The sequence below is a fragment of the Pelomonas cellulosilytica genome, from assembly GCF_021353265.1.
GTDB classification, from domain to species: domain Bacteria; phylum Pseudomonadota; class Gammaproteobacteria; order Burkholderiales; family Burkholderiaceae_C; genus Pelomonas; species Pelomonas cellulosilytica.
The window spans coordinates 27470-42483 of the sequence record NZ_JAJTWU010000010.1; the positions used below are offsets into that span (position 1 = coordinate 27470).

At 69.3% G+C, this 15014-nt stretch carries 19 protein-coding genes; 8 read left to right on the forward strand and 11 right to left on the reverse strand.

Annotated features, from left to right (window positions below; all coding sequences use genetic code 11):
• The first annotated feature begins 7 nt into the window (after positions 1 to 7).
• Together LXT13_RS22790 and LXT13_RS22795 are read left to right on the forward strand one after the other, a co-directional pair.
• Positions 8 to 925, forward strand: a complete 918-nt coding sequence (locus tag LXT13_RS22790) for a lactate/malate family dehydrogenase (RefSeq protein ID WP_233374611.1) — start codon at positions 8 to 10, stop codon at positions 923 to 925.
• A 104-nt stretch (positions 926 to 1029) separates the two neighbouring features.
• Positions 1030 to 1467, forward strand: coding sequence for a hypothetical protein (locus LXT13_RS22795; RefSeq protein ID WP_233374612.1), 438 nt, complete (start codon positions 1030 to 1032; stop codon positions 1465 to 1467).
• A gap of 49 nt (positions 1468 to 1516) precedes the next feature.
• On the opposite strand, the gene LXT13_RS22800 is transcribed toward LXT13_RS22795, so the two are convergent.
• Positions 1517 to 2647: an acyl-CoA dehydrogenase family protein gene (locus LXT13_RS22800; protein WP_233374613.1), complete on the reverse strand. Its 1131-nt coding sequence runs from the start codon at positions 2645 to 2647 to the stop codon at positions 1517 to 1519.
• Between the two features lie 170 nt (positions 2648 to 2817).
• On the opposite strand from LXT13_RS22800, the gene LXT13_RS22805 reads away from it, so the two are divergent.
• Positions 2818 to 3384, forward strand: coding sequence for a hypothetical protein (locus LXT13_RS22805; protein WP_233374614.1), 567 nt, complete (start codon positions 2818 to 2820; stop codon positions 3382 to 3384).
• A 115-nt stretch (positions 3385 to 3499) separates the two neighbouring features.
• Here the strand turns inward: LXT13_RS22805 and LXT13_RS22810 are convergent, their stop codons facing one another.
• The 6 genes from LXT13_RS22810 to LXT13_RS22835 form a co-directional block, all read right to left on the reverse strand.
• Positions 3500 to 3967 carry a MaoC family dehydratase gene (locus tag LXT13_RS22810; RefSeq protein WP_233374615.1) on the reverse strand — a complete coding sequence of 156 codons (468 nt, stop codon included), beginning with the start codon at positions 3965 to 3967 and terminating at the stop codon, positions 3500 to 3502.
• Positions 3968 to 4091: 124 nt separating this feature from the next.
• Positions 4092 to 4757 carry an SDR family oxidoreductase gene (locus LXT13_RS22815; RefSeq protein ID WP_233374616.1) on the reverse strand — a complete coding sequence of 222 codons (666 nt, stop codon included), beginning with the start codon at positions 4755 to 4757 and terminating at the stop codon, positions 4092 to 4094.
• On the reverse strand, positions 4754 to 5380 hold the full coding sequence (locus tag LXT13_RS22820) for a LysE family translocator (protein ID WP_233374617.1): 627 nt from the start codon (positions 5378 to 5380) through the stop codon (positions 4754 to 4756). Before LXT13_RS22820 ends, LXT13_RS22815 begins: the two co-directional genes overlap by 4 nt.
• On the reverse strand, positions 5377 to 6558 hold the full coding sequence (locus tag LXT13_RS22825) for an acetyl-CoA C-acyltransferase (protein WP_233374618.1): 1182 nt from the start codon (positions 6556 to 6558) through the stop codon (positions 5377 to 5379). Before LXT13_RS22825 ends, LXT13_RS22820 begins: the two co-directional genes overlap by 4 nt.
• 46 nt (positions 6559 to 6604) lie before the next feature.
• Positions 6605 to 7408, reverse strand: a complete 804-nt coding sequence (locus LXT13_RS22830) for a substrate-binding periplasmic protein (RefSeq protein ID WP_233374619.1) — start codon at positions 7406 to 7408, stop codon at positions 6605 to 6607.
• A 20-nt stretch (positions 7409 to 7428) separates the two neighbouring features.
• Entirely contained in the window at positions 7429 to 8277 is an 849-nt protein-coding gene (locus LXT13_RS22835; RefSeq protein ID WP_233374620.1) for a helix-turn-helix domain-containing protein, read from the reverse strand.
• Between the two features lie 62 nt (positions 8278 to 8339).
• Here LXT13_RS22835 and LXT13_RS22840 point away from each other — a divergent pair, with 62 nt between their 5' ends.
• The gene (locus tag LXT13_RS22840; RefSeq protein ID WP_233374621.1) at positions 8340 to 9689 is read left to right on the forward strand and encodes a cytochrome P450; all 1350 of its coding nucleotides are present in this window, start codon (positions 8340 to 8342) and stop codon (positions 9687 to 9689) included.
• Positions 9690 to 9719: 30 nt separating this feature from the next.
• Here the strand turns inward: LXT13_RS22840 and LXT13_RS22845 are convergent, their stop codons facing one another.
• The gene (locus tag LXT13_RS22845; RefSeq protein ID WP_233374622.1) at positions 9720 to 9983 is read right to left on the reverse strand and encodes a DUF3297 family protein; all 264 of its coding nucleotides are present in this window, start codon (positions 9981 to 9983) and stop codon (positions 9720 to 9722) included.
• A 106-nt stretch (positions 9984 to 10089) separates the two neighbouring features.
• Here LXT13_RS22845 and LXT13_RS22850 point away from each other — a divergent pair, with 106 nt between their 5' ends.
• Positions 10090 to 10458: a VOC family protein gene (locus LXT13_RS22850; protein WP_233374623.1), complete on the forward strand. Its 369-nt coding sequence runs from the start codon at positions 10090 to 10092 to the stop codon at positions 10456 to 10458.
• Positions 10459 to 10549: 91 nt separating this feature from the next.
• On the forward strand, positions 10550 to 10921 hold the full coding sequence (locus tag LXT13_RS22855; RefSeq protein ID WP_233374624.1) for a hypothetical protein: 372 nt from the start codon (positions 10550 to 10552) through the stop codon (positions 10919 to 10921).
• Positions 10922 to 10924: 3 nt separating this feature from the next.
• On the opposite strand, the gene can is transcribed toward LXT13_RS22855, so the two are convergent.
• The 3 genes from can to LXT13_RS22870 all read right to left on the reverse strand — a co-directional run bounded on the left by can (position 10925) and on the right by LXT13_RS22870 (position 13767).
• Positions 10925 to 11593: a carbonate dehydratase gene (can, locus tag LXT13_RS22860; RefSeq protein ID WP_233374625.1), complete on the reverse strand. Its 669-nt coding sequence runs from the start codon at positions 11591 to 11593 to the stop codon at positions 10925 to 10927.
• A 25-nt stretch (positions 11594 to 11618) separates the two neighbouring features.
• Positions 11619 to 12797, reverse strand: a complete 1179-nt coding sequence (locus LXT13_RS22865; protein ID WP_233374626.1) for an isovaleryl-CoA dehydrogenase — start codon at positions 12795 to 12797, stop codon at positions 11619 to 11621.
• 85 nt (positions 12798 to 12882) lie between these two features.
• Positions 12883 to 13767: a LysR family transcriptional regulator gene (locus LXT13_RS22870; protein WP_233374627.1), complete on the reverse strand. Its 885-nt coding sequence runs from the start codon at positions 13765 to 13767 to the stop codon at positions 12883 to 12885.
• Between the two features lie 109 nt (positions 13768 to 13876).
• Here LXT13_RS22870 and LXT13_RS22875 point away from each other — a divergent pair, with 109 nt between their 5' ends.
• Both LXT13_RS22875 and LXT13_RS22880 read left to right on the forward strand, forming a co-directional pair.
• Positions 13877 to 14554 carry a Bax inhibitor-1/YccA family protein gene (locus LXT13_RS22875; RefSeq protein WP_233374628.1) on the forward strand — a complete coding sequence of 226 codons (678 nt, stop codon included), beginning with the start codon at positions 13877 to 13879 and terminating at the stop codon, positions 14552 to 14554.
• A 10-nt stretch (positions 14555 to 14564) separates the two neighbouring features.
• Positions 14565 to 14984 (forward strand): TerB family tellurite resistance protein, encoded by a 420-nt coding sequence (locus LXT13_RS22880; protein WP_233374629.1) that lies wholly within the window; start codon positions 14565 to 14567, stop codon positions 14982 to 14984.
• Positions 14985 to 15014: the final 30 nt, after the last annotated feature.

Genomic DNA, 15014 nt, shown 5'->3' on the forward strand with positions numbered 1-15014 from the left:
TGACGGCATGAAGGCACGCATCGGCATCATCGGCACGGGCTGGGTCGGCACCAGCGTCGCGTTTTCCACCCTGCTGGCCGGGCACGCCCGGGAACTCTGGCTTTACGACCAGCGCGGCGCCGTTGCCGAGGGCGAGGCGCTGGACATGGCGGACGGCGCGGCCTTCTACCCACGCTGTCAGGTCAGCGCCGTGCCGCTGGCCCAGATGCGCGAGGCCGACATCGTCGTGCTGGCCGCCGGGCGCAACGGCCGCCCGGACGAAAGCCGGCTGGACCTGCTGCGCGACAACGCCCGCATCGCCGCCGGCCTGGGCCGCTCGCTGGCGGGCTTCGGCGGCATCGTCATCGTCGTCACCAACCCGGTGGACGTGCTGACCCGCGTCGTCACCGCGGCCAGCGGCCTGCCGCCGGAGCGCGTCATCGGCACCGGCACGTTGCTGGACAGCGCACGGCTGCGCGAGCGGCTGGCCATGCATCTGTCGGTGTCGCCGCAGTCAGTGCACGCCCAGGTGGTGGGTGAGCATGGCGACTCATCGGTGATGCTGTGGTCCAGCGCGCATGTCGGCGGTGTCCCGTTGCGCGTCTGGCCCGGCTGGCCGGTCGACGAGGAGCCCACCGTGGCCGGCCACGTGCGCCGCGCGGCCTATGACGTCATCCAGCGCAAGGGCGCCACCAACCATGCCATCGGCCTGGTGACGACCGAGCTGATCGGCTGCATCGTCAACGACGAGCGACGGCTGCTGCCGGTCAGCCGCGTGCAGACCGGCGCCTGCGGCGTCCGTGGCGTGGCGCTGTCGCTGCCGGCGCTGGTGGGCAGCAGCGGCGCGGCCCAGGTGCTGGAGCCGGCCATGGACGACGCCGAGGCCCAGGCGCTGGCCGCCTCCGCCGCGGTGCTGGACGGCGCATTCAAGTCGCTGGCGGGCTGAGGCACATCCGCAATCCTGAGGACGGCTCCGAAGAAACGCTCATGCCCCTGTCGACATTGCTCCTTAACTTAGGGGGGCGATTTCGCACAACCACAGGGGGTTCCATGAAACGACTCACGACCATCTGCCTCGCGCTGGTGCTTGCCGGCGCCTCGACCTTCGGCTGGGCCCAGGACGCCAAGCCTTACAAGGAAGGCCCCGTCACGGAGGTCTCTTACATCAAGATCAAGCCGGGCCGCTTCGACGACTACATGCAGTTCCTGGCCACCAGCTACCGCGGCCTGATGGACGCACAAAAGAAGGCCGGCCTCATCCTGGGCTACAACATCTACAGCGCACAGGCCAAGACGCCGCAGGAGCCGGACCTGATCCTCACGGTCACCTACGCCAACATGGCGGCGCTGGACCGCATCGACGAGGCTGAGGCCGTGTCCGCCAAGGTCATCGGCAGCCAGGCCGCGCAGAACAAGGCCACCGTCGAGCGCGGTCCGATGCGCGACATCCTCGGCAGCGAGCTGATCCGCGAGCTGGTGCTGAAGTAGGCCGCCGAAGCCGGGAGCTTTTGCCCGACGGTGACAGGCTCTCGATCTCTCAGGCGAGCGCGCGGCCGATCAGGATCTTCTGCACCTCGCTCGTGCCCTCGTAGATCTGGCACACCCGCACGTCGCGGTAGATGCGCTCCACGGGGAAATCGCTGAGGTAGCCGTAGCCGCCGTGGATCTGGATGGCGTCGGAGCAGACGCGCTCGGCCATCTCGCTGGCGAACAATTTGGCCATCGCCGCTTCCTTCAGGCAGGGGCGACCAGCGTCCTTCAGGCTGGCCGCATGCCAGATCAGCTGGCGGGCCGCCTCGATCTGCGTCGCCATGTCGGCCAGCTTGAACTGCACCGCCTGGTGCTCGAAGATGGGCTGGCCAAAGGTGACGCGGTCCTTGCTGTAGCGGAGCGCCGCCTCGAAGGCGGCGCGCGCCATGCCCACGCTCTGCGAGGCGATGCCGATGCGTCCGCCCTCCAGGCCCGACAACGCGATCTTCAGGCCTTGGCCCTCGTCGCCCAGCCGGTTGGCTGCCGGCACACGGCAGTTGTCGAACAGGATCTGCGCCGTGTCGCTGCTGTGCTGGCCCAGCTTCTCCTCGATGCGCGCGACGGTATAGCCCGGCGTGGCGGTCGGCACGAGGAAGGCGCTGATGCCGCGCTTAGAAGCGGCCTTGTCGGTCACGGCCATCACGATGGCCACGTCGCCATGCTGGCCGCTGGTGATGAACTGCTTGACGCCGTTGAGCACGTAGTGGTCGCCGTCACGAACCGCCGTCGTGCGCAGGCCGCCGGCCTCGGAGCCGACGTGGGGCTCGGTCAGGCAGAACGCGCCCAGCATGTCGCCACGCGCCAGCGGCTTCAGGAAACGTTCCTTCTGGTCGGCGTTGCCAAAGGCCATCAGGATGGAGCAGACCGGGCAGTTGTTGACGCTGACCACCGTGCTCGTGCCGCCGTCGCCCGCGGCAATTTCCTCGAGGATGACGGCCAGCGCCAGGTAGTCCAGCCCGGCGCCATCCCATTCGCTGGGTACGGCCACGCCGTAGCAGCCCAGCGCGGCGAGGCCCTTCAGCTGGGCGGCGGGAAAATGGTGGGTCTTGTCCCACGCGGCAGCGTGGGGGGCGATCTCGGCCTGCACATAGACGCGGATGGCGTCCTGCACGGCGAGGTGGTCTTCGTTCAGCAGCATGGGTGGCGCTCTGATCAACGGGTTGCGGTGAACTATTGTCGGCCGCCGCCCTGGCGCCACCGCCGCCGCTGCTGCAATCCGTGCGCGTGCAGCGCCATACGACGCTGGTCAGGCAATCAGGCCGATACCATCCTGTCCAGCATAGAGGCCGCCCTGAGTCCTAGTCGCCGATGTCCCATACTGCGTTCGCTCATTGGCAGAAGCTGTCGGCGCCAGCCGCCGGCTTTCTCGTTGCCGCGGCCGTCGTCACCGTATTGCTGGCGCCAGAGTTTTTCTCTGGCCTCAATCTGCGCCGGTCGTTCGAGCCCTTCCTATGGATAGTGGCTGCCGCGGCGGCTTTTAGCTTCTTGTGGGTCGTCGCACGAGCTCAATGGCATTGGGCGATCAAGACGCTCGCCTTGCTAGGACTCTTGATAGGCGTGTTGGGACTGTTGCTGCGGATACTCATCGCCAGCATGTCCTCAGAGGGGCCGGCGCTCGTTCTCGACAACGGGTGCTCGGTACAGATCACGCGTGTCGGCGCCTTTGGTGATGTCGACAACAACGTGGAAAGGAATTGCGTCGTGGCGGCACTGTGGATGCGCAGGACGGCCTTGGCGCATTTCGACCGCGAGTCCGTCAGAGACCTGAAGCTGTTGCCTTCCAAGACGCCCGATGTGCAGCGGGTCGCGATGACCGTGCAGGACTATCCAAAGCAGGCGATTACGTTGGTGCTACCCCTGCCAACGGCCCGTTGACCGGGCGTGCGGCGTGCGGCGGCCCTTGTCGAATCGCCCGACAGGCCAAAGGTGCCGGCCGCATCCCCGCAGATTCCGGCGACTCGCACAGGCCCCGACCGCGAGGCCGCGGATGTCAGGCGTCGATGCCCTTCACCAGCAAGGTGCCGCGGCCGATGACGCACGGGTGGGCGTGGCGCACCGTCGCGCGACCGTCCACGTGGGCGAGCCAGCCACCCAGCGTGGCGTTCCATTCCACGGTGGCGACGCGCCAGTGCAGCACCAGTTCCTGCTCGGCAAAGACAGGCGCCTTGAATGCGAAATTGAAGTTCAGGCACAGCAGCTCGCGGGCCTGGCCGTCGTCGTCACGGGAGAAGTGACTGGCCACCAGGCCGATCATCATCGCCGTCGTCTGCTGGCCGCTGGCAATGATCTCGCCGTGGCGCGCACGCTGGGCCGCCTGCGTGTCGTGGTGCAGCGGGTTGCTGTCACCCGTCAGCCGGGCAAAGGTGGCGATGTCATCGCGGGTGAAGCGCACGAGGCGCTCGCAGGTTTCTCCGACACGGATCAGGCTGGTTTCGGCGGTTGCGAGCGGTGTATTCATGGTTCTCCTCCTTGGCCCTGGGCAGGCATGCAAACGGCGTTCCGGCCGCTCCCCGAGGTAAGCAATCGAAATGCCAAGACCCGAGACGTTAGCGCATCCCGCGGACGCGCCGGCCGCCTCGCAACTACCAGGGCAGCTGCCGCCCGTCGTAATTGAAGTAGCCGCCGTTGTCCGCCGGCGCAAGGCCCGCGATGACGCCGCGCATGCCGGCGACGCTGGTCTCTGCGTCAATGTCGGCACCGCCGCCGCCCATCTCGGTGCGCACCCAGCCCGGGTGCAGGCTGGCGACCACGGCACGGCCTGCCAGCGTGAGCGACACATCCTTCATCACTGAGTTCACCGCCGCCTTGGACGCCCGGTACAGCCAGCCCGACGTGCCCGCCCGCAAGCCGATGGAGCCCATCTGCGACGACAGCACGGCCACGCGCGCACCCGGTGCGAGCGCGTCGACGACCTGCGGCAGCACGCGCATGGGGCCCAGCACGTTGGTGTGCATGACGTGGTCGAAGTCGAGCTGGGTCGGCGTGTCGAGCCCGCGGGTCTCGGGGCCGTAGACGCCGGCGTTGACGACAACGACATCGAAGCGCTCGCCGTCGATGGGCCAGGCCAGGCCCGACGCGCTGGCGGCGTCGGCCACGTCGAGCCGCAGCGGCTTGGCGCCGAGGGCAGCGAGGCGCTGCAGGCCGGCGTCGTCGCGCGCGGTGGCGACGACGCGGTCACCGGCGACGCGGTACTGCCGGACAAACTCCAGCCCGATGCCGCGCGACGCACCGATGACGAGGATATTCATGGCCGGGCGAGGGCGAGCTTGGCCGCCAGCGCCGTGAACAAGCCGGCGCCGCCGAGGTTCAGGCCCCGACCGAGCCAGGGCCGCGGCCTGGCGTGGCGCAGCGGCGCCACAAGAGCGATCAGCACCAGCAGGAAGGACAGTCCCTGCACGATGAACCAGCCACCGAGGACCAGGAAGGCCAGCATCTTGCTGGGTGCGTTGGCCGCGATGAACTGCGGCAGCAGCGCCAGGAAGAACAACGCCACCTTGGGATTCAGCGCATTCGTGAAGAAGCCTTGCCGCGCGGTGCGCCACAGCGAGGCCGGCGCGGCGACCTCGGCCGCCGCCGCGGGACGCAGCCCGGCCTTCGCCATGCCCCAGGCCACATAGAGCAAGTAGGCCGCGCCGACGAGCTTGACCGCCGTGAAAGCCTCGGCCGACGTGGCAAGCAACGCCGCCAACCCGAAGCCGGCGGCCGCCGTGTGCAGCACGCAGCCGGCCATGATGCCCAGCGCCGCCGCTACGCCCTGCCGCCAGCCGCCGCGCAGCGTGCTGGCGATCGTGAATGCCATGTCCACGCCAGGCGTCGCGTTCAGTAAGAACACCGTCACGGCGAACAACGCCAGGTCGTGGACGCCGGTCATCCGAGCATCTCCACCGCCAGCGCCGTGGCCTCGCCACCGCCGATGCACAGTGCCGCCAGACCGCGCTTCAGGCCACGAGCCTTCAGCGCGCCCAGCAGCGTGACAACGATGCGCGCGCCGCTCGCGCCGATCGGGTGGCCCAGCGCCACGGCGCCGCCGTTGACGTTGACGATGTCATGCGGCAGCTTGAATTCCGCCATCGCGGCCATCGTGACCGCGGCGAAGGCCTCGTTGACTTCCCACAGGTCCACCTGCCCGGCCTGCCAGCCGGCCTTGGCCAGCGCCTTCTGGATGGCGCCGACCGGCGCGGTCGTGAACCAGTCCGGCGCCTGGGCGTGCACGGCGTGGCTGACGATGCGGGCGACGGGCGTGAGGCCGCGCGCCCTGGCCGTGCTCTCGCGCATCAGCACGAGGGCCGCGGCGCCATCGGAGATGCTGGAGGACGTGGCCGCCGTGATGGCGCCGTCCTTCTTGAAGGCGGGCTTGAGCGTCGGGATCTTGTCCAGCTTGGCCTTGAACGGCTGCTCGTCGAACTTGACGACGGTGTCGCCCTTGGGCGAGCTCAGCGTCACCGGTGCCATCTCCCAGTCGAACGCGCCGCTCTCGTTAGCAGCCTTGGCGCGCTGCGTGGACGAGATGGCGTACTGGTCCATCGCCTCGCGGCTGAAGGCGTACTTTGCGACGCACTGCTCGGCGAACACGCCCATGGCCTTGCCGCGCTCGTAGGCGTCTTCCAGCCCGTCCAGCGCCATGTGGTCGTACATCTGCGCCAGGCCGTACTTGACGCCCTTGCGGGCGAACATCAGGTGCGGCGCGTTGGTCATGCTTTCCATGCCGCCGGCCACGATAACCTCTGCGCTGCCGGCGGCCAGCATGTCGTGGCCGAACATCATCGTGCGCATGCCGGAGCCGCACATCTTGCTCAGCGTCACGGCGCCGGCCGAGTCGGGCAGGCCGGCCTTGCGCGCGGCCTGGCGGGCCGGCGCTTGGCCCTGGCCGGCCATCAGGCAATTGCCCATCAGCACCTCGTCGACGGCGTCGCCGGGCACGCCGGCGCGTTCAACGGCGGCTTTGATGGCCACGGCGCCCAGTTCCCAGCCGGCCAGGCCGGCGAAGTCGCCCAGCAAACCGCCGATGGGCGTGCGGGCGGCGGACACGATGACGATGGCATCGGACATGACGAGTCTCCGTGGGTGAACGAAGCCGTCATTCTCGCGCGCGGTTTCAGCGGATTACAGCGGGCGGTACGACACCGCACTCCGTTGGTCGGACATCCGGACGCCGCCGCCGCACGGCCTCGCAGAACTCGTTCCAGAAGGCACGCGTCCATGCGGGATGCCGCTTCGCCATTGCGGGCGAGGCCGGCATGAAATAAGGCTGCCGGCCGACGAGCGGCGACCATTCCACGAGTTCCACGCGCTCCTCGGCCGGCAGGCTCTCGCGCGGCGCAAGCAGCAGGTCGAAACGCCCCGCCTGCAGCATTGCCACGCTCGCGGACGCCGCGGGCAACGCCTCCACCTGCCAGCCGCGCTCGCGCGCCACGGCCTCGTGGACCGATCCGGCGATGACGCCGACGCGCCAGTGCGGCGAGAGCCTATGACCATCCCACCCGGGCTCGGGCAGCGTGCCGGCGCGTCCGAACAGCGCCAGCCGGCCGAAGAACGGCGCCCAGGCCACGTCCGGCTGGCCGTGGGCGTCGAGCGGAAACCGCAGCGCCGCCAGCCGCTCCGGCGTCACGCCGTAAAGCAACGCAAAGTCGACGCTGCCCTGTGCGAGCGATGCGAGCAGCCGGCGGCTGGGCAGGCGCTGCAGCTCGGGCTCGCAACCCAGCCGACGTGCCGCGTCACGCACCGCCAGCACCTCCCAGCCGGGCGGATCGGCGAACTCGGGGCCCTGGCCCAGCAGGCCGGGCGGCGTCGCATGATCGGCAAAGCCGATACGCAGCGGCTCCGGGCACATGGGCGCCGCCAGCGTCACGCCTGCCGCCCACAGCCCCAATGCCAACATCGACCACCGCCGTCGCCACATGGGCGCCCAGTGTAGGCAGCCTAGCGCCAGAGCCGGTAGGCCCAGAAGGCCTCGTCGGCATGGATGCGCCGGCGCAGTTCCTGGGGGCTGAAGCCGGTCAGCCGGCGCGTCTCGCGGCACAGGTGGCTCTGATCCGCGTAGGACGCCTCGGCCGCGATGTCGGCCCAGTTGAAGTCCGGCCGGCCCTCCGCTGCCGCGACCGCATAGAAGGCGGTTTCCGCCCGGGAAACGGCGCGCAGCTCGCGCATCGGCAGGCCGGCCCAGGCCTTGATACGACGCTCCCACTGCCGCAGGCTGCGCCCAGGAGCGCTGGTGGCCGCCCGCACGGCAAGCGCCTCGGTCCAGTCGGCATAGCGCCGGCTGGGGCGGCGGGCGTCCAGCGCCTGCCAGCGCGGCCATAGGAACGCCTCGAGCAGCTGCAGCCTCGCCGCGTCATGCGGCGCTGCCGACATCGCCGCCACCCAGCCCTGCCAGTCGGCGGGCAGCACTTCGCGAACGTCGACGATGCGGTTGACCAGCCCGTCCAGCACCACACCGGTGAGCGCGGTGAAGGCGTCGGGGAGCATCAGCAGCTTGAACGCATGGATGTCGCCCGGGTTGCGCGTGTGCGATGGCAGCGTGAAAGGGCCGCCAAGCATTGCCGGCGCATGAGGCTGGGTGGCCGGCGGCGTGGAGAAACCCGGCGTGGCCAGCCACTCGCTGCCGCCTTCGGCCCACCAGAACAGGCTGACGAGCGGCGTCGCCGGGAAGAAGTTCTCGCGCTGCGCGCCCTCCAGCCGCAGACCACGCGTGTCCCGCAGCATGACGGCACGCACGCAGCCCGCCAGCGCGAGCGGCGGCAGCCAGAGTCGTGTGGGCTCGGTCTCCATCGCGCGAGCCAGTGTCGCATTCGTTCAAGACCGCGCTCGCGACCGGCGGCACCATGGCTGCCATGACTGCATCGACCTTGAACGACCTGCCCAGCCACCCGGACCGCTGGTGGGGGCTTCCTGTGCTCGCCGCGATGCGGCGGGACTACCTCGCCGTCATCGACGCCCAACGCCCTCTCGGCGACCTGGTGCGCCAGCGCATCCTCGACGAGCGCGCGGTGGACGTGTTCGACCCCGACCTCGTGCGCGCCATCTTCGTGGAGCACGCCGACGCGCTGGTGCGCTGGGAGCGCGGCCCGGAGGTGTTTGCCGAGTTGATGGGCCAGTCCGTGCTGGTGACCGAGGGCGCCATCTGGCAGCGACAGCGACGCATGCTGATGCAGGCGTTCACGCCGCGCCGTGTGGCCGGCTATGCCGCGCTGATGGCCGAGGCCGCAACCGCCGGGCTGGACCGCGTGAAACCTGGCGACGTGGCGATGGACCGGCTCTACAGCCACCTGACGATGGACGTTATCTCCCGCACGCTGTTCAGCACGCCCATCGGCGGCGACACGAACGCCGCAGCGGACGCGGTGCAGGTGCTCAGCGAGACGGCGCTGGCGGAGATGTTCTGGCCGTTCACGCTGCCCGACTGGCTGCCGCTGCCCGGCAAGGCCGCCAAGCGCCGCGCCGGCCGGCTGATGCACTCGTTGCTGGCCGGCCACATCGATGCACGACGTGGCGCGGGCGAACCGCGAGCCGACCTGCTGGGCATGCTGATGGCCCTGCGCGACGAGACGAGCGGCGAGGCGCTGTCGGCGCAGGAGGTGTACGACCAGTGCATGGTCAGCTTCCAGGCCGGGCACGAGACCAGCGCGACCGCGCTGCTGTGGTGGAGCTGGCTGCTGGCCGCCCACCCGCAGGCCCAGGCCCGCGCTCGGGCCGAGGTGGACGCGGTACTGGCCGGCCGCATGCCGACGGCCGACGACGCGGCGGCACTGCCCATTCTGTCCGCCACGCTGAAGGAAGCGATGCGCCTGTACCCGCCGGTCGCGGCGCTGCTGACGCGACGGCTGACGCGCGACATCACCGTTGGCGGTGTGCACTTGCCGGCACGCACGCTCGTGCGCGTGACGCCCTGGTTGCTGCACCGCGACCCGCGCTGGTGGCCCGACGCGCCGCTGGCCTTCCGCCCGGAACGCTTCGAGGCCGGGGCCGCGGACATCCCGCGCGGGGCCTACATCCCGTTCGGCGTCGGCCCGCGCGTGTGTCTGGGCCAGCACTTCGCCGTGCTGGAGATGACGCTGATCGCCGCGCTGGTGCTGCAGCGCTTCGAAATGCAGCCCATCGGTATCGAGCCCCCCAGGCCGCGCATGGCGGTCACGCTGCGGCCCGAGGGCGGCCTCATGCTGAGGCTGACCGCTCGCCGATGAGGCTGGAGCGGCAGGGCCGGGCGAGGTGCTTCAGTCCTTGTAGAAGGCTTCGACGGCCCCCTTGAGCTTGATCGTCAGCGGCCGGCCCTTGCGGTCCAGCGTCTTGCCGGCCGGCACCTTGATCCAGCCCTCGCTGACGCAGTACTCCTCCACGTCGAACCGCTCCTTGCCGTTGAAGCGGATGCCGATGTCGTGTTCGAAGACGGCGGCGACGTGATGCGGGCTGCGCGGGTCCACGCTCAGGTGGTCGGGCAGTTCGGGGCGGGCAGGGGAAGCGTCGGACATGTCGGTCATGGGTCACAGGGAGCCGGAATCGGCCGGATCGCCATTGTGGCCGCCCTGCTGACAGCACTTGTCACGGCACACACCGAGCATCGCGTCCTCATTCAAAGGAGCCCGCATGCACCCCGACTGCCTCATCCTCCACGTCAACAGCCCGGCCGAAAGCGCGGCCTTCTACCGCGCGCTGCTGGGCCGCGAGCCCGTCGAGCAGAGCGCCAATTTCGCGATGTTCATGCTCAACGACAAGACCATGCTGGGCCTCTGGGCGGTGCATGACGTGCAACCGGCACCGACCCAGCGCGGCGGCGCCGCCGAGATCGGCGTGACGGTCGCCACGGACGCCGAAGTCGACGGCGCGGTGGCGGGCTGGCGGGCCGCCGGCTGGCCGGTGCTGCAGGCCCCGACGCCGATGGATTTCGGCTACACGGCGGTCACGGCCGATCCGGACGGGCACCGCGTGCGAATGTTCCGGCCGACCCAGGGTTAGCACCGCCGCGGCCCTGGCGATGCCGGTGATCACGCCGTTATATTGCGCGCCCATGGCCGCAAAGACGGCCGATCACAGGAGACAACTCGCGATGAAATGGCATTCGCACGTGCTGGCGGGCCTGGTGACGGGCCTGCTGTCGTCGGCGCCGGTGCTGGCGCAGAAAGCCCCGGCCGGCAAATCCTGCAAGGTGCCGGCGCCCCAGATTCCGGCGGTCGACTGGCGCGGCCAGGCTCACTACCAGGCCATCGTGACGGTGGAGGACGGCCGCATCGCGTCGATCGAAGTCGTGCCGCAAACCAAGGGCGTAGAGAAGCGCACCCAACGCAGCCTGGCGCAGTCCGTCACCGATGCCATCATCACCGCCAAGTGCCAGCCGGGCAGCTATGTCGAAGAGCACATGTTCTCGTTCGACCTCGGCACTCAATCTTCCGAGGCGGCCGCGTCCAAGGCCGGCGCCTGAGGTCTACGCCGTGTAGCGCGCGCGGACGTTGGCCAGCGCGCGGCGGTACGCAGGGTCCACCTCCTCGGCCTTGCTCGCCGTCAGTGCGAGGTCGTCCAGCAGGCCGTTGTGCAGGCCGTAGACCCAACCGTGCACGACGATCTCCTGGCCGCGTGCCCACGCGTCCTGCACGACCGTCGTGTGGCAGGCGTTGCGGGCCTGCTCCAGCACGTTGAGCTCGCACAGCGCGTCCACGCGGCGCGCTTCGGGCACGGTGTACAGCCATTCGCTGTGCATGTGCCGCACGTCTTGCACATGGCGGATCCAGTTCTCGACCAGCCCGACACGCGTGTCGTACAACGCCGCGCGTACGCCGCCGCAGTTGCTGTGGCCGACGACGATGATGTGGCGCACCTTCAGGTGGTCCACCGCGAACTGCATGACCGACAGACAGTTGAGGTCCGAGTGGACGACGACGTTGGCCACATTGCGATGCACGAACAGCTCGCCCGGCAGCAGGTCTACCAGCTCGTTGGCCGGCACACGGCTGTCGGCGCAGCCGATCCACAGGTATTGCGGCGTCTGCTGCTTGAGCAGCCGGGAGAAGAACCCAGGCTCGCGGGCCTCGGTGTCGGCGGCCCAGCGCTTGTTCTTGTCGAGCAGGTCTTGCAGTTGGTGGTTCGTCGTCGTCATACCCGCATTGTCGCGGGACCGCGTTTCAGGCGGTTTCCGCGAACAGCTCGCGCCCGATCAGCATGCGGCGGATCTCGCTGGTGCCCGCGCCGATTTCGTAGAGCTTCGCGTCACGCCAGAGCCGGCCCAGCGGGTACTCGTTGATGTAGCCGTTGCCACCAAAGATCTGGATGCCCTCGCCGGCCATCCACGTCGCCTTCTCGGCGCACCAGAGGATGACGCTGGCGCAGTCCTTTCGCACCTGGCGCACATGCCCGGCGCCCAGCAGGTCGAGGTTCTTGCCGACCGTGTAGCAGAAGGCGCGCGCAGCCTGCAGCACGGTGTACATGTCGGCCACCTTGCCCTGGATTAGCTGGAACTCGCCGATGCTCTGGCCGAACTGCTTGCGGTCATGGATGTAGGGCACGACGTTGTCCATGACGGCCTGCATGATGCCGATGGGGCCGGCGGCCAGCACGGCGCGCTCGTAGTCCAGCCCCGACATCAGCACCTTTGCGCCATTGTTCAGGCCGCCCAGGATGTTCTCGGCCGGCACCTCGACGTTCTGGAACACCAGCTCGCCGGTGTGCGAGCCCCGCATGCCCAGCTTGTCCAGCTTCTGCGCGATGCTGAAGCCCTTCATGCCCTTCTCGATGAGGAAGGCCGTCACGCCGCGCGCGCCCAGCTCGGGATCGGTCTTGGCGTAGACCACCAGCGTGTCGGCGTCCGGGCCGTTGGTGATCCACATCTTGCTGCCGTTGAGCACATAGACGCCGCCCTTGTCCTCGGCGCGCAGCTGCATGCTGATGACGTCGGAGCCAGCGCCCGGCTCGCTCATCGCCAGCGCGCCGACATGCTCGCCGCTGATGAGACCGGGCAGGTACTTCGCCTTTTGCGCGGCGCTGCCGTTGCGCTTGATCTGGTTCACGCACAGATTGCTGTGCGCGCCGTAGCTCAGGCCCACCGATGCACTAGCGCGGCTGATCTCCTCCATGGCCACCATGTGGGCGAGGTAGCCCATGCCGGCGCCGCCGTCCTCCTCGGGCACGGTGATGCCCAGCACCCCCAGCTCCCCCATCTTGCGCCACAGGTCCATCGGGAACTGGTCGCTGCGGTCGATCTCCGCCGCACGCGGCGCGATCTCGGCCTGCGCGAACGCGTGGACCGCATCGCGCAGCGCGTCGATGTCCTCGCCGAGTTGGAAGTTGAGGCCGGGAAGATGCATGGTGGGTCTCCTGTCTGCCGGATTGGCACCGCGGGTGGCGGCGCGGCCGGTGCGCTCTGATTGACGTGAACGTCAACTGTAGCGGTCAGCCGCGTTCGGGGAGCAGCCGGCTGACGAGCGGATGGATGATCTTCTTGTCGGTGCCAACGGCGTAGAACGTCTCCTCCACGCCCGCACAGTCCCCCACCTGCACGAGCCCGTCGCGCTCGACGAGCTTGTCGCTCATGACGGCCGCCGCCGGGAAGACGCCCATGCCGGCAGCGCCGAAGGTGGCCAACAGCGCGCTGTCCTCGAACTCGCCGGCCACGCGCGCCCGGATGCCGTGACGCTCTAGCCACTGGTCCAGGCGCACGCGGGCCGCGGCATGGTGCGTCGGCAGCAGCAAGGGCACGTCCGCCAGCGACGCGGGAAAATCGCGCCCCGCGGCCTCGGCCCAGCGCGGCGCGGCAAACCAGGCCATCGGCGAGCTGCCCAGCACATGGCTGTAAACGCGCAGGTTGGGGTTGGGCGGCGCGGGGCGGTCGGCCAGCACGACATCCAGCCGGTGCAGCGCAAGGTCGCCCAGCAGGTCATCGAACTCATCCTCGTGGCACAGCAGGCGCAGGTGCGGCGTGTCGATGATGGGCTGCAGCAGCCGCTGCACGACGAGCTTGGGCAGGCCGTCCGAGATGCCGACCGCCAGCCGCACGGCCGGCGCTGTCGCCGCGTCGCGCACACGCTCGGGCAGCACCTCGCCGAGGGCAAAGATCTGTTCGGCCATCTCCAGCGCCGCCTGGCCGGCATCCGTCAGCGTGAGGCCGCGGCCCGCCGGCTTCAGCAGCGCCGCACCCAGCGCCTGCTCCAGCTCGCGCACCTGCGTCGAGACGGTCTGCACCGACAGGCCCAGCCGCTCCGCGGCGCGCGTGAGGCCGCCCTCCTTGGCGACGGCCCAGAAGTAGTACAGGTGACGGTAGCTGAAGCTCAGGCTCATGGCAGGCACTCCGCAAGTTATGCCGAAGAATCTCTTCGCGATTCTCTGCTTTTATTTGATGCCCCCGCTCCCTACCCTCGAGGCATCTTTCTGCAACTGGAGGTCTGCCATGCAAACCCGTCCTACCGTCCTCGCCGTCCCTTACGGCACCGCGATCGACCGCGGCACCGCCCACCGGGTGCTGCGCAACACCTACGCACTGCTGTCGATGACGCTGCTGTTCAGCGCCACCGTCGCCGCCGCCGCGGTGGCCTTCAGCCTGCCCGCGCCCGGGTTGATCCTGACGCTGGTTGTCTACTTCGGCCTGCTGTTCGGCATCCACAAGCTGAAGAACAGCGCCGGCGGCATCGGTCTCGTCTTCGCGCTGACGGGCTTCATGGGCTGGACGCTCGGCCCGCTGCTGACCCGCACGCTCGCGCTGCCGGCCGGCGGCCAGGCCATCGCGCTGGCACTTGGCGCCACCGGTGCCGTCTTCCTGGCGCTGTCGGCCTACGCGACGACGACCAAACGCGACCTGTCGTGGATGGGCGGCTTCCTGTTCGCCGGCATGGTCGTCGCGCTGCTGGCGGGCCTGGCCGCGATCTTCTTCCAGATCCCGGCACTGGCGCTGACCGTCTCGGCCGTCGTGGCGCTTCTGTCGGCCGGCCTCATCCTGTACGAGACGAAGCAGATCGTCGATGGCGGTGAGACGAACTACGTGCTGGCCACCGTGAGCCTGTTCGTGTCGATCTTCAACCTGTTCACGAGCCTGCTGCAGCTGTTCGGCTTCGCCAGCTCGGACGACTGAGGCGCAGCCCATGCGCCACTACAACACCGACAGCCCCGAGGCGGTCGGCCGCCTCCTGGCCTTGGCAGCGCTGGCGGACGGGCAGGTCTCGGGCGCCGAACTGGCGGCGCTCGAGGCCGCGGCGCCCGAGATAGGCAGCATGACGGGCGTCGAGATGCGCCGGGTCCTCCGCACGCTCTGCGAGGACCTGCTGATGGACGACCGGCCCTACTGGCAAGGCATGGCGGCGTTCGACAGCAACGTCCTGAAGATGCTGTTCGACGAGGTGCAGGACCCCGCCCTGCGCATGCATGCACTTCGCCTGGGCCTGCGCGTGGCACGCGCCGATGACCATCTGCACGATGCCGAATCGCAGCTGCTGCTGGACGCGATGAGCCATTGGGGCCTGCTGGAGCCGGAAGCGTCCGGCCGCCCGCAACAACGCGCCTGAACGGCGCCTGCGGCGCAAGACATTCTGCCG